This is a genomic window from Paucibacter sp. M5-1 (assembly GCF_027498415.2).
Lineage (GTDB): Bacteria > Pseudomonadota > Gammaproteobacteria > Burkholderiales > Burkholderiaceae_C > Roseateles_E.
In genome coordinates this window covers 5,382,244-5,395,983 of record NZ_JAPZLM020000001.1, presented here as the reverse complement: position 1 = coordinate 5,395,983, position 13,740 = coordinate 5,382,244, and the positions used below count along the sequence as shown (strand labels likewise).

Sequence of the window (13,740 nt, the reverse complement as noted above, 5' to 3'; positions counted from 1 at the left end):
AAGGCGCGGCAGCGGGCGCGCATCCAGGCCCGCCGCGATCATGGCGACCGTTTCGTTCACCAACCAGACTGGAGAGTTTTCATGCTGAATCGGCGATCTTTTCTCGGGGCAGGCCTGGCCACCACGGCGGTCTACAGCGCCGGCTCGTTCATCCCCGTCTGGGCCCAGAACGCGCCGAACCTCGGCATGCCCAGCATCGCCAATCCCGGCTTTCTGAAGACCAAGGTCGGCGATGTCGAGGTGATCGCGCTGCTGGACGGCGTGACCCGCCGCCCGCTGGGCGAAGAGTTCGTCAAGAACGCGCCGCTGGCCGAGGTGCGCGCCCTGCTGGCCTCGCAAGGCCTGGGCACCGACTACATCGACGTGCCCTACACGCCCTTCCTGATCGTGGCCGGCGGCCGCCGCATCCTGATGGACACCGGCCTGGGCGAATTCGGCGGGCCGACCACCGGCAAGCTGCTGGAGCAGCTGCGCGCCGCCGGCTTCCAGCCCGGCGATATCGACACGGTGCTGATCTCGCACTACCACGGCGACCATATCAATGGCCTGCGCAACAAGGCCGGTGACTACGTCTTCCCCAAGGCCAAGGTGCTGGTGCCGGCCGCCGAGCATGCCTTCTGGATGGACGATGCCAAGATGGCCGCCGCCCCCGAGGGCATGAAGGGAGCGTTCAACAATGTGCGCCGCACCTTCGCCCAGATGCCCGCCGAGATGCTGCAGCGCTTCGAGGCCGGCGCTGAGGTCGCGCCGGGCATACGCTCGATCGCCGCCTACGGCCACACGCCCGGCCACACGCTGTTTCAGCTGCAGTCCGCCGGCCAGAGCTTCTTCTATGTGGCCGACCTGACCAATGTGCCGGCGCTGTTCGCCCGCAACCCGGACTGGGCCGTCACCTTCGATATGGACGCCGAGGCCGCCCGCAAGGTGCGCCGCGAGATGTTCCAGCGCATTGTCGACAACCAGGCCCTGCTGGGCGGCTTCCACTTCCCCTTCCCCGCGCTGGGCCGCATGGCCGCCAGCGGCAAGGGCTATGCCTTCCAGCCGATCGCCTGAGCTCGGCGGCCGTCAACGGCCGTCGCTCAACCGTCGTAGCGGTAGCCGACGCCGTAGATCGCCCGGATGCAGTCGGGCTCGGCGTCGGCCTGCTCCAGCTTGCGGCGCAGGTTCTTGATGTGGCTGTCGACCGCGCGGTCGGTGACCGCGCGCTGCTCGTCATGCAGGCGGTCCAGCAGCAGCTCGCGCGTGAACACCCGGCCCGGCGCGCTGGACAGGGTCTTCAGCAGGCGAAACTCGATAGGCGTCAGGTCCAGCGAGCGGCCCTTGAACCAGGCGCGGTAGCCCTCGTCGTCGATCTGCAGCGCGGCCGCCGGCCCGGCGTCGCCGGGATGGCTGCGGACGCGGCTGCGGCGCAGGATGGCCTTGACACGGGCGACGATCTCGCGCGGGCTGAACGGGGTCTTGCTGATGTAGTCGTCGGCGCCCAGCTCCAGGCCCAGCAGGCGATCCGCCTCCTCGACCCGCGCAGTCAGCATCACGATGGGCACATCGCTGAACGTGCGCAGTTCGCGGCAGATGTCCAGCCCGTCGCGGCCCGGCAGCATCAGGTCGAGCAGGATCAGATCGTGGCGCCGCGCCTGGTAGGCCGGCACCGCCTCGCGGCCGTCGGCCAGGCACTCGGGCAGATGGCCGGCGGCGCGCAGATAGTCGCTGAGCAGGGCCGCCATTTTGGGCTCGTCCTCGACCACCAAGATGCGGGCGGCGTCGGCAGGCAGCCAGGGCTTGTTGTCCATCACCGTCATCCGGCCGTGGCCTGCGGCAGGCGTATCGTCATCCACAAGCCGCCCAGTGGCGAGGGCTTCGCGTCGATGCGGCCGTCATGGGCTTCGACGATGCGCCGGCAGATGGTCAGGCCCAGGCCGGCGCCGCCGCTGTTGCGGTTGCGCGAGGGATCGACACGGAAGAAGCGGTCGAAGATGCGCGTCAGATGCTCGGCCCCGACACCCGGCGCCGAATCCATCACATCGATCAAGACCTGACCCTCTTCGGCGCGCGCCGCGATGCGCAGCAGGCCACCGGCCTCGGTGTAGCGGCAGCTGTTCTCCAGCAGATTGTTGAACAGCTGCTGCAGCCGGCGCTCGTCGGCAAACACCGTCAGCGGCGCTTCGGGCAGCTCCAGCTGCAGCTTCAGGCCGCTGGCCGCCAGGCGCTCGCCGAAGGCGCCGGCCGTCTGCTGCAGCGGCCCGGCCAGGTCGACATCGGCCTTGCGGTAGGCCAGCGCGCCGACATCGGCCAGCGAGAGCTCGTAGAGATCGTTGACCAGCTTGTTCAGCGTCGCGACCTCGGCCTGCAGCGAGCGCAGCGAGGCCTGGTCCAGCGTGCGAACGCCGTCCTCCAGCGCCTCCAGCTCGCCGTGCAGCACGCCCAGCGGCGTGCGCAGCTCATGCGAGACATCGGCCATGAACTCGCGCCGCATCTGCTCATTGCGCTGCAGCGTATGGGCCAGGCGGTTGAAGTCGGCCGCCAACTGGCCGACCTCGTCGCGCGAGCGCACATCGACCCGGGTCTCGTAGTCGCCGGCCGCCAGCCGGTGGGTGGCGGCGGCGACGCGCTTGACCGGCGTCAGCAGCCGGCGCGAGGCCCAGGCCGCGATCGCGGCGGCCATCAGCGTGGCGCCCAGGCCCACGGCCCAGCTGGCGCGGGTCTGACCATCCTCGAAACGCCGCTCGGCCGCCGAGCTGGCATTCTCGAACGGCGCCATCGCCAGCCAGCCCACGGTGGCACCGTCGACCACGATGGCGCGCTCCACCGCATTGATGGCCGGCCCGGGAAAGCCGGCCAGGCGCCGGCGCTGGGCGTCATACAGCGTGAAGCGGCGCGTCGCGCCGGTCAGGTCGGAGACGGTCGGCGGCGGCTTGCCCTGGGCCGGCCGCGTGCCGTCATCGCCCGGCAAGGGCCGCAGCAACCGATGCCAGAGATCGGGCTGCTTGATCAGGAAGTCCCAGCTGCCGTGGGTCCGGTAGCCGGCCGCGACACTGGGCACGGCCTGGTCCAGGCGCAGCAGCGCCTGCTCGTTCAGATAGCCCAGAAAGCCGCGGTTCAGATTGATGTGCGCGGCCACGCCCATCGCGATCGCGACGGCGACGGCCGTCGTCAGCACGGCGGCAAACAGCTTGGCGGTGATGCTCAGGGACATGGAGAAGCGGCTCGGGAGCGCCAAGCTTAGCGCCTCAGGGGCGCTGCGGCGGGAGATGCCAGTCTCGCCACGGCGGTCTTCAAGCTCTCTCCACATTTGCAGTGCATCATCGGCGCAACCGCTATTGCTGGACGCTCATGACCTTCAAGCTTCGCGCCGCCGGCGCAGCCCTCGCCACCCTGTTACTGGCCGCCGGCTGCGGCAAGAACGACAAGCCCGCCACCACCGCGCCGCCGCCCCAGGTCGGCGTGCACCAGGTCCAGGCCCAGCGCCATGTCTTCAGCACCGAGCTGCCGGGGCGCACCAGCGCCCGCCAGACCGCCGAGATCCGGCCCCAGGTCGGCGGCCTTTTGCAGCGCCGCCTGTTCGAGGAAGGGGCGACGGTCAAGGCCGGCCAGCCGCTCTACCAGATCGACCCGGCCAGCTACCAGGCCGCCGTCGCCAGTGCCCAGGCCACGCAGGCCAAGGCCGAGGCCAGCCTGAACTCGGCCCGCGTGACCGCCCAGCGCAATAGCGAGCTGGCCAAGCTCGGCGCCCTGAGCCAGCAGCTCAGCGACGACAGCCAGGCCGCGCTGCAGCAGGCCGAGGCCGAACTGGCCGTGGCCCGCGCTACGCTGCAGAGCGCTCGCATCAATCTCGAGCGCACCCGCATCACCGCGCCGATCGCCGGCCGTGTCGAGCTCTCCAGCGTGACGCCCGGCTCGCTGCTGACCGCCAACCAGGCCGAGGCGCTGACCACGGTTCAGCAGCTCGATCCGCTCTATGTCGACATCGTCCAGTCCAGCGCCGAGCTGCTGCGCCTGAAGCGCGAGCTGGCCGACGGCAGCCAGCAGGCCGCAGGCAAGGCCGGCGAGGCACCGATCCGGCTGCTGCTGGAGGACGGCAGCACCTATCCGCATGCCGGCCGCCTGCAGTTCAGCGGCGTCACGGTCAACCGCAGCACCGGCGCGGTGACACTGCGCGCGCTGGTGCCCAATCCCGAGGGCTTGCTGATGCCCGGCATGTATGTGCGCGCGCTGCTGCAGACCGGTATCAATGAACAGGCGATTCTGGTGCCGCAGCAAGGCATTGCCCGTGCGCCCAATGGCGAGGCCTCGGCCCTGGTGGTGGGCGCTGACAACAAGGTCGAGCGCCGCGCTGTCACGGTGGACCGCGCGGTGGGCAACCGCTGGCAGGTCACCGCAGGATTGAAGGCCGGCGACCAGCTCATTGTCGAGGGCCTGCAAAACGCCAAGGTCGGCGCGCCGGTGCGGCCGGTGCCGGCCGGCAGCAAGCCGGCCCGGGGCACGGGCAAGGCAGCATCGGCGGCCTCGGCCCCGGCGTCGGGCCGCTGAGCCATGGCCCGCTTCTTCATCGACCGGCCCATCTTCGCCTGGGTCATCGCCATCGTCATCATGCTGGCCGGGGCGCTGTCCATCCACCTGCTGCCGCTGGAACAATACCCCGACATCGCGCCGACCCGCGTCTCCATCAACGCCAGCTACAACGGCGCCTCGGCCCAGACCATCGAGGACTCGGTCACCCAGATCATCGAACAGCGCCTGAAGGGGCTGGACCGGCTGGTGTCGATGGAATCGACCAGCAGCAGCTCCGGCTCGGCCAATGTGCAGCTGAGCTTCGAAGCCGGCACCGATCCCGATGTGGCCCAGATGCAGGTGCAGAACAAGCTGCAGCAGGCGCTGTCGCAGCTGCCGCAGGCGGTGCAGGACCGCGGCGTCTCGGTCACCAAGGCCGGCACCGATCTGCTGATGGTGGTGTCACTGATCTCGGAAGACGGCCGGCTGACGGCCACCGATCTGGGCGACTACATCGCCTCCAGCCTGCAGGACGTGATCAGCCGGGTCGACGGCGTCGGCGACGTCAATATCCAGGGCACCGGCTATGCGATGCGGGTCTGGCTGGACCCGGGCAAGCTGAACCAGTACGCGCTGATGCCCTCGGATGTTCGCGCCGCGCTGATCGCGCAGAACACCGAGGTTTCGGCCGGCCAGATCGGTGCGCTGCCGGCCCCGCCCGGCCAGCAGCTCAATGCGACGATCACGGCGCGCAGCAAGCTGCAGACGGTGGAACAGTTCCGCAATGTCGTGCTGAAGGCCAGCGGCGACGGCGCGGTGGTGCGGCTGGGCGATGTGGCCCGGGTAGAGCTGGGCAGCGACAGCTACAACACCCGCGCCCGGCTGGCCGGACAGAATGCCGCCGGCATGCAGATCTTTCTGGCCACCGGCGCCAATGCGCTGGGCACGGCCGAGGCGGTGCGCAAGAAGCTCGATGAGCTGGCACCGTTCTTCCCCAGCGGCATCAAGGCGGTCGTCAGCTTCGACACCACGCCCTTCGTCAAGGTCTCGATCGAGGGCGTCGTCGAGACCCTGATCGAGGCCATGGTGCTGGTCGTGGCCATCATGTATCTGTTCATGCAGAACCTGCGCGCGACGCTGATCCCGGCGATCGCGGTGCCGGTGGTGCTGCTGGGCACCTTCGGCATCCTGGCGGCCTTCGGCTACTCGATCAACACCTTGACGATGTTCGGCCTGGTGCTGGCGATCGGCCTGCTGGTCGACGACGCCATCGTCGTGGTCGAAAACGTCGAGCGGCTGATGAGCGAGGAAGGCCTGAGCCCGCTGGAGGCGACCCGCCAGTCGATGGGCGAGATCACCGGCGCGCTGGTGGGCATCGCGCTGGTGCTGTCGGCGGTATTCATCCCGATGGCCTTCTTCGGTGGCTCGACCGGCGTGATCTACCGCCAGTTCTCGATCACCATCGTCTCGGCGATGCTGCTGTCGGTGCTGGTGGCCGTGACCCTGACGCCGGCGCTGTGCGCGACCCTGCTGAAGCCGGTCGCCAAGGGCGAGCATCATCACCCGGGCGGCCTGCTCGGCCCTGTGCTGGGCCGCTTCTTCGACGGCTTCAACCGCCTGTTCGACCGCAATGCCGATCGCTACCGCAGCGGCGTCGCCGGCCTGTTCAAGCGCAGCGGGCGCAGCCTGCTGATCTATGCCCTGCTGCTGGGCGCGGCCGCCCTGCTCTACCGTAATCTGCCGACTTCCTTCCTGCCCGAGGAGGACCAGGGCACCTTGCAGATCCAGGTGCGCATGCCGCCGGGCGCGACCAACGAAAGGCTGCGCGCCTCGATGGACATCGTCGAGGCCTATCTGGCCCAGCAGGACGATGTGCTGTTCTACAACCTGGTCACCGGCCAGGGCGGCGACCAGGGCAGCGGCCAGGGCTTCATCCGGCTCAAGGACTGGTCGCTGCGCGCCGGCGCCGGCCAGGGCGCGGCCGAGCTGGCGCGCCGCTTCGGCCGCGAGCTGCAAGCCCAGGTGCGTGATGCCCAGGTCTTCATCCTGCTGCCGCCGGCGGTGCGCGGCCTGGGTGCGAACGCCGGCTTCGCGGTGCAGCTGCAGGATGTCGGCGGCCTCGGGCCCCAGGCGCTGGCCGAGGCGCGCGACCGCTTCCTGGAGCTGGCCAATGCCCGGCCTGAGCTCTCGCGGGTGCGCAACAACAATCTGGGCGACACGCCGCAGTTCAATATCCAGATCGACGACCGCAAGGCCGGCGCGCTGGGCCTGTCCACCGCCAGCATCAACGACACCCTGGCCAGCGCGATGGGCGGCGCCTATGTCAATGACTTCATCGACCGCGGCCGTGTCAAGCGCGTCTACATCCAGGGCGACGCCGCGTTCCGCATGGAGCCGGAGAGCATCAAGCACTGGTATGTGCGCAACAACGCCGGCGAGATGGTGCCCTTCTCGGCCTTCGCCAGCGCGTCCTGGCAGTCCGGGCCGCGCCAGCTCAAGCGCTACAACGGCATGTCGGCCTACGAGCTGATTGGCGATGCGGCGCCAGGCGTCAGCTCCGGCACCGCGATGGCCATCATCGAGGAGATCATGGCCGAGATGCCCAAGGGCATAGGCTTCGAATGGGCCGGCCGTTCCTACCAGGAGCGGCTGTCGGGCTCGCAGGCGCCGGCCCTGTACGCGATCTCCATCCTGTTCGTGTTCCTGTGCCTGGCCGCCTTGTACGAGAGCTGGTCGGTGCCCTTCTCGGTGATGCTGGTCGTGCCGCTGGGCATTCTGGGCGCGCTAATCGCCAGCACCCTGGGCGGGCAGAGCAATGACGTCTATTTCCAGGTCGGGCTGCTGACCACCGTGGGCCTGTCGGCCAAGAACGCGATCCTGATCGTCGAGTTCGCGAAGACGCTGCAGGAGCAGGGCATGGGCCTGATCGAGGCGACGCTGAAGGCGGCGCGCCAGCGCCTGCGCCCCATTCTGATGACCTCGCTGGCCTTTATGTTCGGCGTGCTGCCGCTGGCCCTGGCCAGCGGCGCGGGATCGGGCAGCCAGCGCTCGATCGGCTTTGGCGTGCTGGGCGGCATGGCCAGCGCCACCGTGCTGGGTATCTTCTTCGTGCCCATCTTCTATGTGCTGATACGCGGCTTCTTCGCGCGCCGCGCGGCTGCGCGTCAGGGAGCACAGGCATGAAGGCGCAGCTGAGTCTGATGACGGCGGCCCTGCTGCTGGCCGGCTGCGCCAGCCTGGCGCCCGAGCCGCAGCACCCCGTGCCACCGCTGCCCGACTGGCCCAGCCTCGGCACCGGCGCTTCGGCCGCGATCGACTGGCGCGAGTTCATCACCGAGCCGCGGCTGCGCCAGACCATAGACCAAAGCCTCTCCAACAACCGCGATCTGCGCATCGCGGTGCTCAATATCGAACGGGCTCGCGCGCTCTACCGCATCGAGCGCGCCGGCCAGTGGCCGACCGTCAACGCGACGGCCGCCAACACCCGCCAGGGCGAGCCGGCCAGCGGCCAGTACAGCGTGCGCCTGGGCCTGGCCAGCTATGAGCTGGACTTCTTCGGCCGTCTGCGCAATCTGAGCGAGGCCGCGCTGCAAAGCTTCTTCGCGGTCGAGGAGAACCGCCGCAGCAGCCAGATCAGCCTGGTCGCCGAGGTGGCCAACGCCTGGCTGAACCTGGCGGCCGATGCCGAGCGCCTGAAGGTGGCCCGCGAGACCTTGCAAAGCCAGCAGGCCTCGCTGCGCCTGACCGAGCGCGCGCTGGCGCTGGGCGCCGTCTCCGAGCTGGGCCTGGCCCAGGCCCGCGCCACGGTGGAGAGCGCCCGTGGCGAGGTGGCGCGCTACACCAGCCAGCTGGCCCAGGACCGCAACGCGCTGGAGCTGCTGGTCGGTGGCCCGCTGGCGCCCGAGCTGCTGCCGGCCGAGGGCAGCCTGCAGGGGCCGACCAGCCTGCTGCTGGCGCTGCCGGCGGGCCTGCCCTCGGAGGTCTTGCAGCGCCGCCCCGATGTGCGCGCCGCCGAGCATCGGCTGCGCGCGGCCGAGGCCGATATCGGCGCGGCCCGCGCCGCCTTCTTCCCCAGCATCTCGCTGACGGCCTCGGCCGGCACGCAGAGCGCCAGCCTGGGCGGTTTGTTCAACGGCGGCAGCGGGGTCTGGAGCTTTGTGCCGCAGATCAATCTGCCCCTCTTCGACGCCGGCCGGCGCCGCGCGGCGCTGCAGCTCAGCGAGGCCGACCGCGACCTCGCGGTGGCCGGCTACGAGAAGACCGTGCAGACCGCCTTCCGCGAGGTGGCCGATGCACTGGCCGAGCGCGGCAGCCTGGCCGAGCAGCTCGACGCTCAGCAGGCGCTGACCGCCGCCAATGAGCGCCGCTTCGCGCTGTCGGACACGCTCTACCAGCGCGGCGCCAGCAGCTATCTGGAGGTGCTCGATGCGCAGCGCTCGCTCTACACGGCCCGCCAGGGCCTGGTCTCGGTGCGACTGAGCGAGCAGCTCAACCGCATCGCGCTGTACCGGGCGCTGGGCGGCGGCTGACAAGACCTGGCCCCGGCTTGAAATCCGCCGCCAAGCCCCCAACTGCCGGAATTCAAACACTGCGTAGCAGGCCAGCGTGAGTCCCACCCTGTTGTGGATCTTGAGTGTCGTGTTGATCGTCGTCGGTCTGGCCGGCACCATCTTGCCGGCCCTGCCCGGCACGGCCCTGGTGCTGGCCGGCATCGTGCTGGGTGCCTGGATCGACAACTTCGCCCATGTCGGCTGGCCCAGCCTGACGCTGATCAGCCTGCTGGCCGTGCTGGCCTGGGTGCTGGAGTATGTGGCCGGTCTGATGGGCGCGCGGCGCGCCGGTGCCAGCCGCCAGGCCCTGGTCGGCGCGGCGCTGGGCACCGTCGCGGGCCTGTTCATGGGCCTGATCGGCGTGCTCTTCATGCCCCTGGTCGGCGCCGCCGTCGGCGAATACCTGGCGCGCCGCGACCAGCAGCGCGCCGTCTCGGTCGGCCTGTCCACCTGGCTGGGCCTGATGGCCGGGCTGCTGGCCAAGGTTGTGCTGGCCTTCATGATGGTGGGCATCTTCATCGTGGCGCTGCTGGTCTGAGCCCAGCCACTTCTTCTTCCACTCACCAAGGACGAGCGATGAGCGCACAGTCGACATTGGAACAACTGCTGAAATCCGGTCTGGCGATGCTGGACGGCAAGGCCGGCGGCGGGCTGGGCAATCTGGGCAGCAGCCTCGGTGGCGGCGGCAAAGGTCTGGGCCAGCTGGGGCTGGGCGCGGCGGCGGGCGGGGCCCTGGGCCTGCTGCTGGGCAGCAAGCGCGGCCGCAGCTACGGCGGCAAGGCCTTGAAGTACGGCAGCATCGCAGCGCTGGGCCTGATGGCCTACAAGGCCTACAGCAATTGGCAGGCGCAGCAGAGCCAGCCAGCGGGTCAGCCGGCCACACCCGCTCCGGCGCGCACCGTCGATCGCCTGCCCGCGCCCGAGCAGGAGCAGCACAGCCGCGCGATGCTGAAAGCGATGATTGCCGCAGCCAAGTCCGACGGCCATCTGGACGAGCGCGAGCGCGGCCTGGTCGAGGCCGAGCTGAACCGGCTGGAGGCCGACCCCACGCTGCGCCATTGGTTCGAGGCCGAGCTGCGCCGCCCGCTGGACCCGGCCGAGGTGGCCCAGGCCGCCGCCACGCCCGAATTGGCCGCCGAGATGTATCTGGCCAGCCTGCTGGTGGTCGACGAGACCACGTTCATGGAGCGCGCCTATCTGGACGAGCTGGCCAAGCAGCTGAAGCTGCCGGCCGGCTTGAAGACCGAGCTGGAGGCGCAGGCTCTGGCGGCCTGAGCAGGCCTATCCCTTGGCGCTGAATTCCTCGAAGGCGGTGATCGCGCTGGCCGCATACATCAGCGAGGGGCCACCGCCCATATAGGTGGCTACGCCCAGGGTCTCGTCGAGCTCCTGGCGCGTCGCGCCCAGCTTGACCAGAGCCTGGGTGTGATAGCCAATGCAGGGATCGCAGCGCACCGCCACGCTCAAGGCCAGCGCGATCAGCTCCTTGGTTTTCTTGTCCAGTGTGCCCTCGGCCATGGCCGCACGACCCAGCTCGCCGAAGGCCTGCATCACGCCCGGCGTGCTCTGCCTCAAGCCCGCCAGCTGCGTGGAGACATGCTGGGTCAGATGGCGGTAGCCATTTGCTGCAGTGGACATGTCAAGCTCCTCAGCGCTTGTTGTTGTTGTTGCTGCCGCTGCCGCTCTTCAGGGCACAGGTCGACAGGCCGAAAGGCAGATAGGCCGGACAGATCCGGACCAGGCCGGTGGCCAGCGGCAGCAAGCCGATCCAGCCCCAGGGACCGATGGCGCCATAGAGCGTGGCGCCGATCAGAGCCAGCCCAAGAGTGATGCGCAGCACGCGATCGATGCCGCCGACATTGGTGTTCATCCATCTCTCCTTGCGGGGCCATGGGCACGACGCCCTCCCCTGGAGCTCACTGTGAGGCCGATGCGCAGGGCGCAGCTTGATACAGGACAGGAAACCAGCAGGCTTTATGCTGGCGGCCGACCTGATACCCAAGAAGGAAATGCCGTGTCACTGCAATGGTCGGACAACATCGACGAGCTGGACTGGGAAGAACTGGCGGCGCTGTACCGCGCCGCGCCGCTGGGCACGAAGAACGCCGCCGATCTGAAGACGGCGTTCAGCAACAGCCGCTATCGCTGCCTGGTGCGCGAGCAGGGCCGCCTGGTTGGCGCCGGCCGGGTGCTGGCCGACGGGGTCGACTGCGCCTATGTCTGCGATGTCGCGCTGCTGCCCAGCCATCAGGGCCTGGGGCTGGGGCGCGAGATCGTGCAGCACCTGGTCCGCCTGTCCCAGGGCCACAAGAAGATCATCCTGTACTCGGTGCCGGGCAAGGAGCCCTTCTACCGCAAGCTGGGCTTTCGGCGCCTGCTGACCGCGATGGCCATCTTCGAGAACGAGGCCCAGGCGATCGCGCGCGGCCATCTGGCCGAGGACTGATCAGCTCAGCGCCACGACCAGCGGGAACTGCGCCCGCAGCTCGCCGCCGTCCGCGCCCTCGAAGGGCCGGGTCAGCGCCGCGCGGTCGCGGGCGTCGCGCAGGCTGCGCCACAGGAAGTCGCGCTCATTGCCCGGATCGCCCTCGACATAGAGCTGGGTGGTCAGCAGCGTTCGCGCGCCGCGTTTGAGCTTCAGATGGATATGCGGCGTGCGCCCCTCGTAGGCCACCGGGCGCAGCGTGCGGAAGCGGTAGCGGCCCTCGGCATCGGTGGCGACACGGCCGAAGGCCTGGAAGGCCGGATCGGCGCGGCCGCCATCACGCGGATGGCGGTAGTGGCCGTCGGCATCGCACTGCCAGATCTCGACCAGGGCGCCGGCCAGCGGCCGCCCCGCGGTGTCGCGCACCTGGCCTTCGAGCCAGGCCGCCTGGCCGCGCGCATAGCGGGCCGTTCCCTGGCGCAGCAGATCGAAGTCGGTATCGGCGGGCAGCTCGGTTGGGTAGAAAGGCCCCTCGGTCTGGGCCGGGGTCGGGCGCAGCGGTTGGGCGCGCGCCAGGCCGGGCAGCAGCGATAGCGCGGCCGGCAGGGCCAGGCGGCTCAGCGCGCGGCGGCGCGTGTCGCTGACGGGGACTGATGACATGCGGCCCTCCTCGGCTGGGGATGACGGATCAGTCGATTCTGACCCAGCGCAGCTCCAGCACGCTATTGGGCCACTGCGCCGCCTGCACCTGGGGCCGCATCACCCAGCTGTGCTTGATGCGGTAGAGCGGCAGCAGGGGCAGATCGGCGCGCATCAGGTTCAGCGCCTCGCCGACCCGCTGGCGGCGCAGCGCCAGATCGGGCTCGGTGGCAATCGCGTCGATCAAGGCGTCCAGCCGGCTGTTGCTGTAGCGGCCGGCATTGAAGGCGCCGGCCGACGGGCCGTGGCTGCGCACCAGCGAGTTCAGCACATTCCAGGCGTCGCCGCCGGGCGTCCAGCCATATTCGATCAGGCTGCCGGTGGCCTGGCTCAACTTGGGGAAGAACAGGCTGCTGGGCGAGGCGATCAGGTTGGCCTTGATGCCCACCTTCTCCAGCATCGCGGTGATGGCCTGACAGACCGCCTGGCGGTAGGAGACGTTGACGCAGTCCATGCTGGTCGAGAAGCCCTGCGGGTAGCCAGCCTCCTTCAGCAGCGCGCGGGCCGCCGCCGGGTCAGGTGCCGGGCGCCGCTCCAGCGCCGGCAGATAGCCATCGACCAGGCTGGAGACGGGGCTGCCGGTGGACACCGCCTGGCCGCGCAAGACCTGGCGCGCGATCAGGTCCATATCAATGGCCAGGTAGACGGCACGGCGCACCCGCAGGTCCTTGAAGGGATTGCGCCCCTTGATATTGCTGCCGGCCAGTTCTTCGCGGTGCTGGTCGAAGGCGAGGTATTGCGTGCCGATATCGGCGGTCTCCAGCAGCTTCAGCCCCGGGTCCTGGCGCAACCGGGCCACGTCCTGGAAGGGCGGGTCGATGACGAAGTCGACCTGGCCCGAGCGCAACGCGGCCAGCCGCGTCGCGTCGGACTGGATCACCTGGTACTGGGCCTCGTCCAGATTGCCCTGCTGCGTCGCCCGGCCCCACCAGGCCGGGTGGGCGACCAGGGTGGTGCGCACATCGGCCTCGTACTGCTTGAGCATGAAGGGGCCGGTGCCCATCGCATGGCGGACCGCATGGGTCTCCTGCTTGGCGTTGTAGTCCTGCGGCTTCGTCACCTGATGCTTCTCGCTCCAGGACTGGCTCATCATCGCGATCAGCCAGAGCTTCTCGGGCAGGATGGCATCGGGCTCGGAGAGCTGCAAGTCGACCGTCAGCGCGTCGACCTTGCGCGCGCCGAGCACACCGCGCAGCTGGGCGGCGCGCTGCGAGGTCGGCGCCAGCGCTCGCGCGATCGAGAACACCACATCGTCGGCGCTGAAGGCGCTGCCATCATGGAACTTGACGCCGGGGCGCAGCTTGAAGCGCCAGGTCTTGGCATCGAGCGGGGCCCAGGACAGGGCCAGCGAGGGTTCGAGCCGGAACTGCTGATCGCGGTTGACCAGGCCCTCGTAGATCTGTGTCACCACCCGCGAGTGGTATTGCAGGGTCAGCGCATGGGGGTCCATGGTCTGCGGATCGAAGGCGCTGGCGTAGCGCAGCAGCTTGGGCTGGGCCGAGGACAGCCCCGGCAGCAGGGCCAAAGCGGCCAGGCCGACGGCGGCCATCCATCGCATCGCATTGCATTGCATCCGGC

The 13,740-nt window shown here is 69.5% G+C and carries 13 protein-coding genes; 7 read left to right on the top strand and 6 right to left on the bottom strand.

Annotated elements, in window-relative coordinates; translation table 11 throughout:
• Positions 1–81: 81 nt before the first annotated feature.
• Positions 82–1,053: an MBL fold metallo-hydrolase gene (locus O5M90_RS25480; RefSeq protein ID WP_269841066.1), complete on the top strand. Its 972-nt coding sequence runs from the start codon at positions 82–84 to the stop codon at positions 1,051–1,053.
• Positions 1,054–1,079: 26 nt separating this feature from the next.
• On the opposite strand, the gene O5M90_RS25475 is transcribed toward O5M90_RS25480, so the two are convergent.
• On the bottom strand, positions 1,080–1,790 hold the full coding sequence (locus O5M90_RS25475) for a response regulator (protein ID WP_440402437.1): 711 nt from the start codon (positions 1,788–1,790) through the stop codon (positions 1,080–1,082).
• Positions 1,791–1,795: 5 nt separating this feature from the next.
• On the bottom strand, positions 1,796–3,193 hold the full coding sequence (baeS, locus tag O5M90_RS25470) for a sensor histidine kinase efflux regulator BaeS (RefSeq protein WP_269841068.1): 1,398 nt from the start codon (positions 3,191–3,193) through the stop codon (positions 1,796–1,798).
• A gap of 137 nt (positions 3,194–3,330) precedes the next feature.
• Here baeS and O5M90_RS25465 point away from each other — a divergent pair, with 137 nt between their 5' ends.
• The 5 genes from O5M90_RS25465 (at position 3,331) to O5M90_RS25445 (ending at position 10,313) form a co-directional block, all read left to right on the top strand.
• On the top strand, positions 3,331–4,527 hold the full coding sequence (locus tag O5M90_RS25465; protein WP_269841069.1) for an efflux RND transporter periplasmic adaptor subunit: 1,197 nt from the start codon (positions 3,331–3,333) through the stop codon (positions 4,525–4,527).
• A gap of 3 nt (positions 4,528–4,530) precedes the next feature.
• Positions 4,531–7,671, top strand: coding sequence for an efflux RND transporter permease subunit (locus O5M90_RS25460; RefSeq protein WP_269841070.1), 3,141 nt, complete (start codon positions 4,531–4,533; stop codon positions 7,669–7,671).
• Positions 7,668–9,017: an efflux transporter outer membrane subunit gene (locus tag O5M90_RS25455; protein ID WP_269841071.1), complete on the top strand. Its 1,350-nt coding sequence runs from the start codon at positions 7,668–7,670 to the stop codon at positions 9,015–9,017. Before O5M90_RS25460 ends, O5M90_RS25455 begins: the two co-directional genes overlap by 4 nt.
• 76 nt (positions 9,018–9,093) lie before the next feature.
• On the top strand, positions 9,094–9,576 hold the full coding sequence (locus tag O5M90_RS25450) for a DUF456 domain-containing protein (RefSeq protein ID WP_269841072.1): 483 nt from the start codon (positions 9,094–9,096) through the stop codon (positions 9,574–9,576).
• 38 nt (positions 9,577–9,614) lie between these two features.
• A complete protein-coding gene (locus O5M90_RS25445) occupies positions 9,615–10,313 on the top strand; it encodes a tellurite resistance TerB family protein (protein ID WP_269841073.1) in 699 nt (232 codons plus the stop codon).
• A gap of 6 nt (positions 10,314–10,319) precedes the next feature.
• On the opposite strand, the gene O5M90_RS25440 is transcribed toward O5M90_RS25445, so the two are convergent.
• Positions 10,320–10,676 (bottom strand): carboxymuconolactone decarboxylase family protein, encoded by a 357-nt coding sequence (locus O5M90_RS25440; protein WP_269841074.1) that lies wholly within the window; start codon positions 10,674–10,676, stop codon positions 10,320–10,322.
• Between the two features lie 10 nt (positions 10,677–10,686).
• Entirely contained in the window at positions 10,687–10,908 is a 222-nt protein-coding gene (locus O5M90_RS25435) for a YgaP family membrane protein (protein WP_269841075.1), read from the bottom strand.
• A 144-nt stretch (positions 10,909–11,052) separates the two neighbouring features.
• Here O5M90_RS25435 and O5M90_RS25430 point away from each other — a divergent pair, with 144 nt between their 5' ends.
• Positions 11,053–11,484, top strand: a complete 432-nt coding sequence (locus O5M90_RS25430; RefSeq protein WP_269841076.1) for a GNAT family N-acetyltransferase — start codon at positions 11,053–11,055, stop codon at positions 11,482–11,484.
• Here O5M90_RS25430 and O5M90_RS25425 read toward each other — a convergent pair whose 3' ends face one another.
• Entirely contained in the window at positions 11,485–12,123 is a 639-nt protein-coding gene (locus O5M90_RS25425) for a protocatechuate 3,4-dioxygenase (RefSeq protein ID WP_269841077.1), read from the bottom strand.
• Between the two features lie 28 nt (positions 12,124–12,151).
• Positions 12,152–13,711 (bottom strand): ABC transporter substrate-binding protein, encoded by a 1,560-nt coding sequence (locus O5M90_RS25420; RefSeq protein ID WP_269841078.1) that lies wholly within the window; start codon positions 13,709–13,711, stop codon positions 12,152–12,154.
• Positions 13,712–13,740 lie beyond the last annotated feature (29 nt).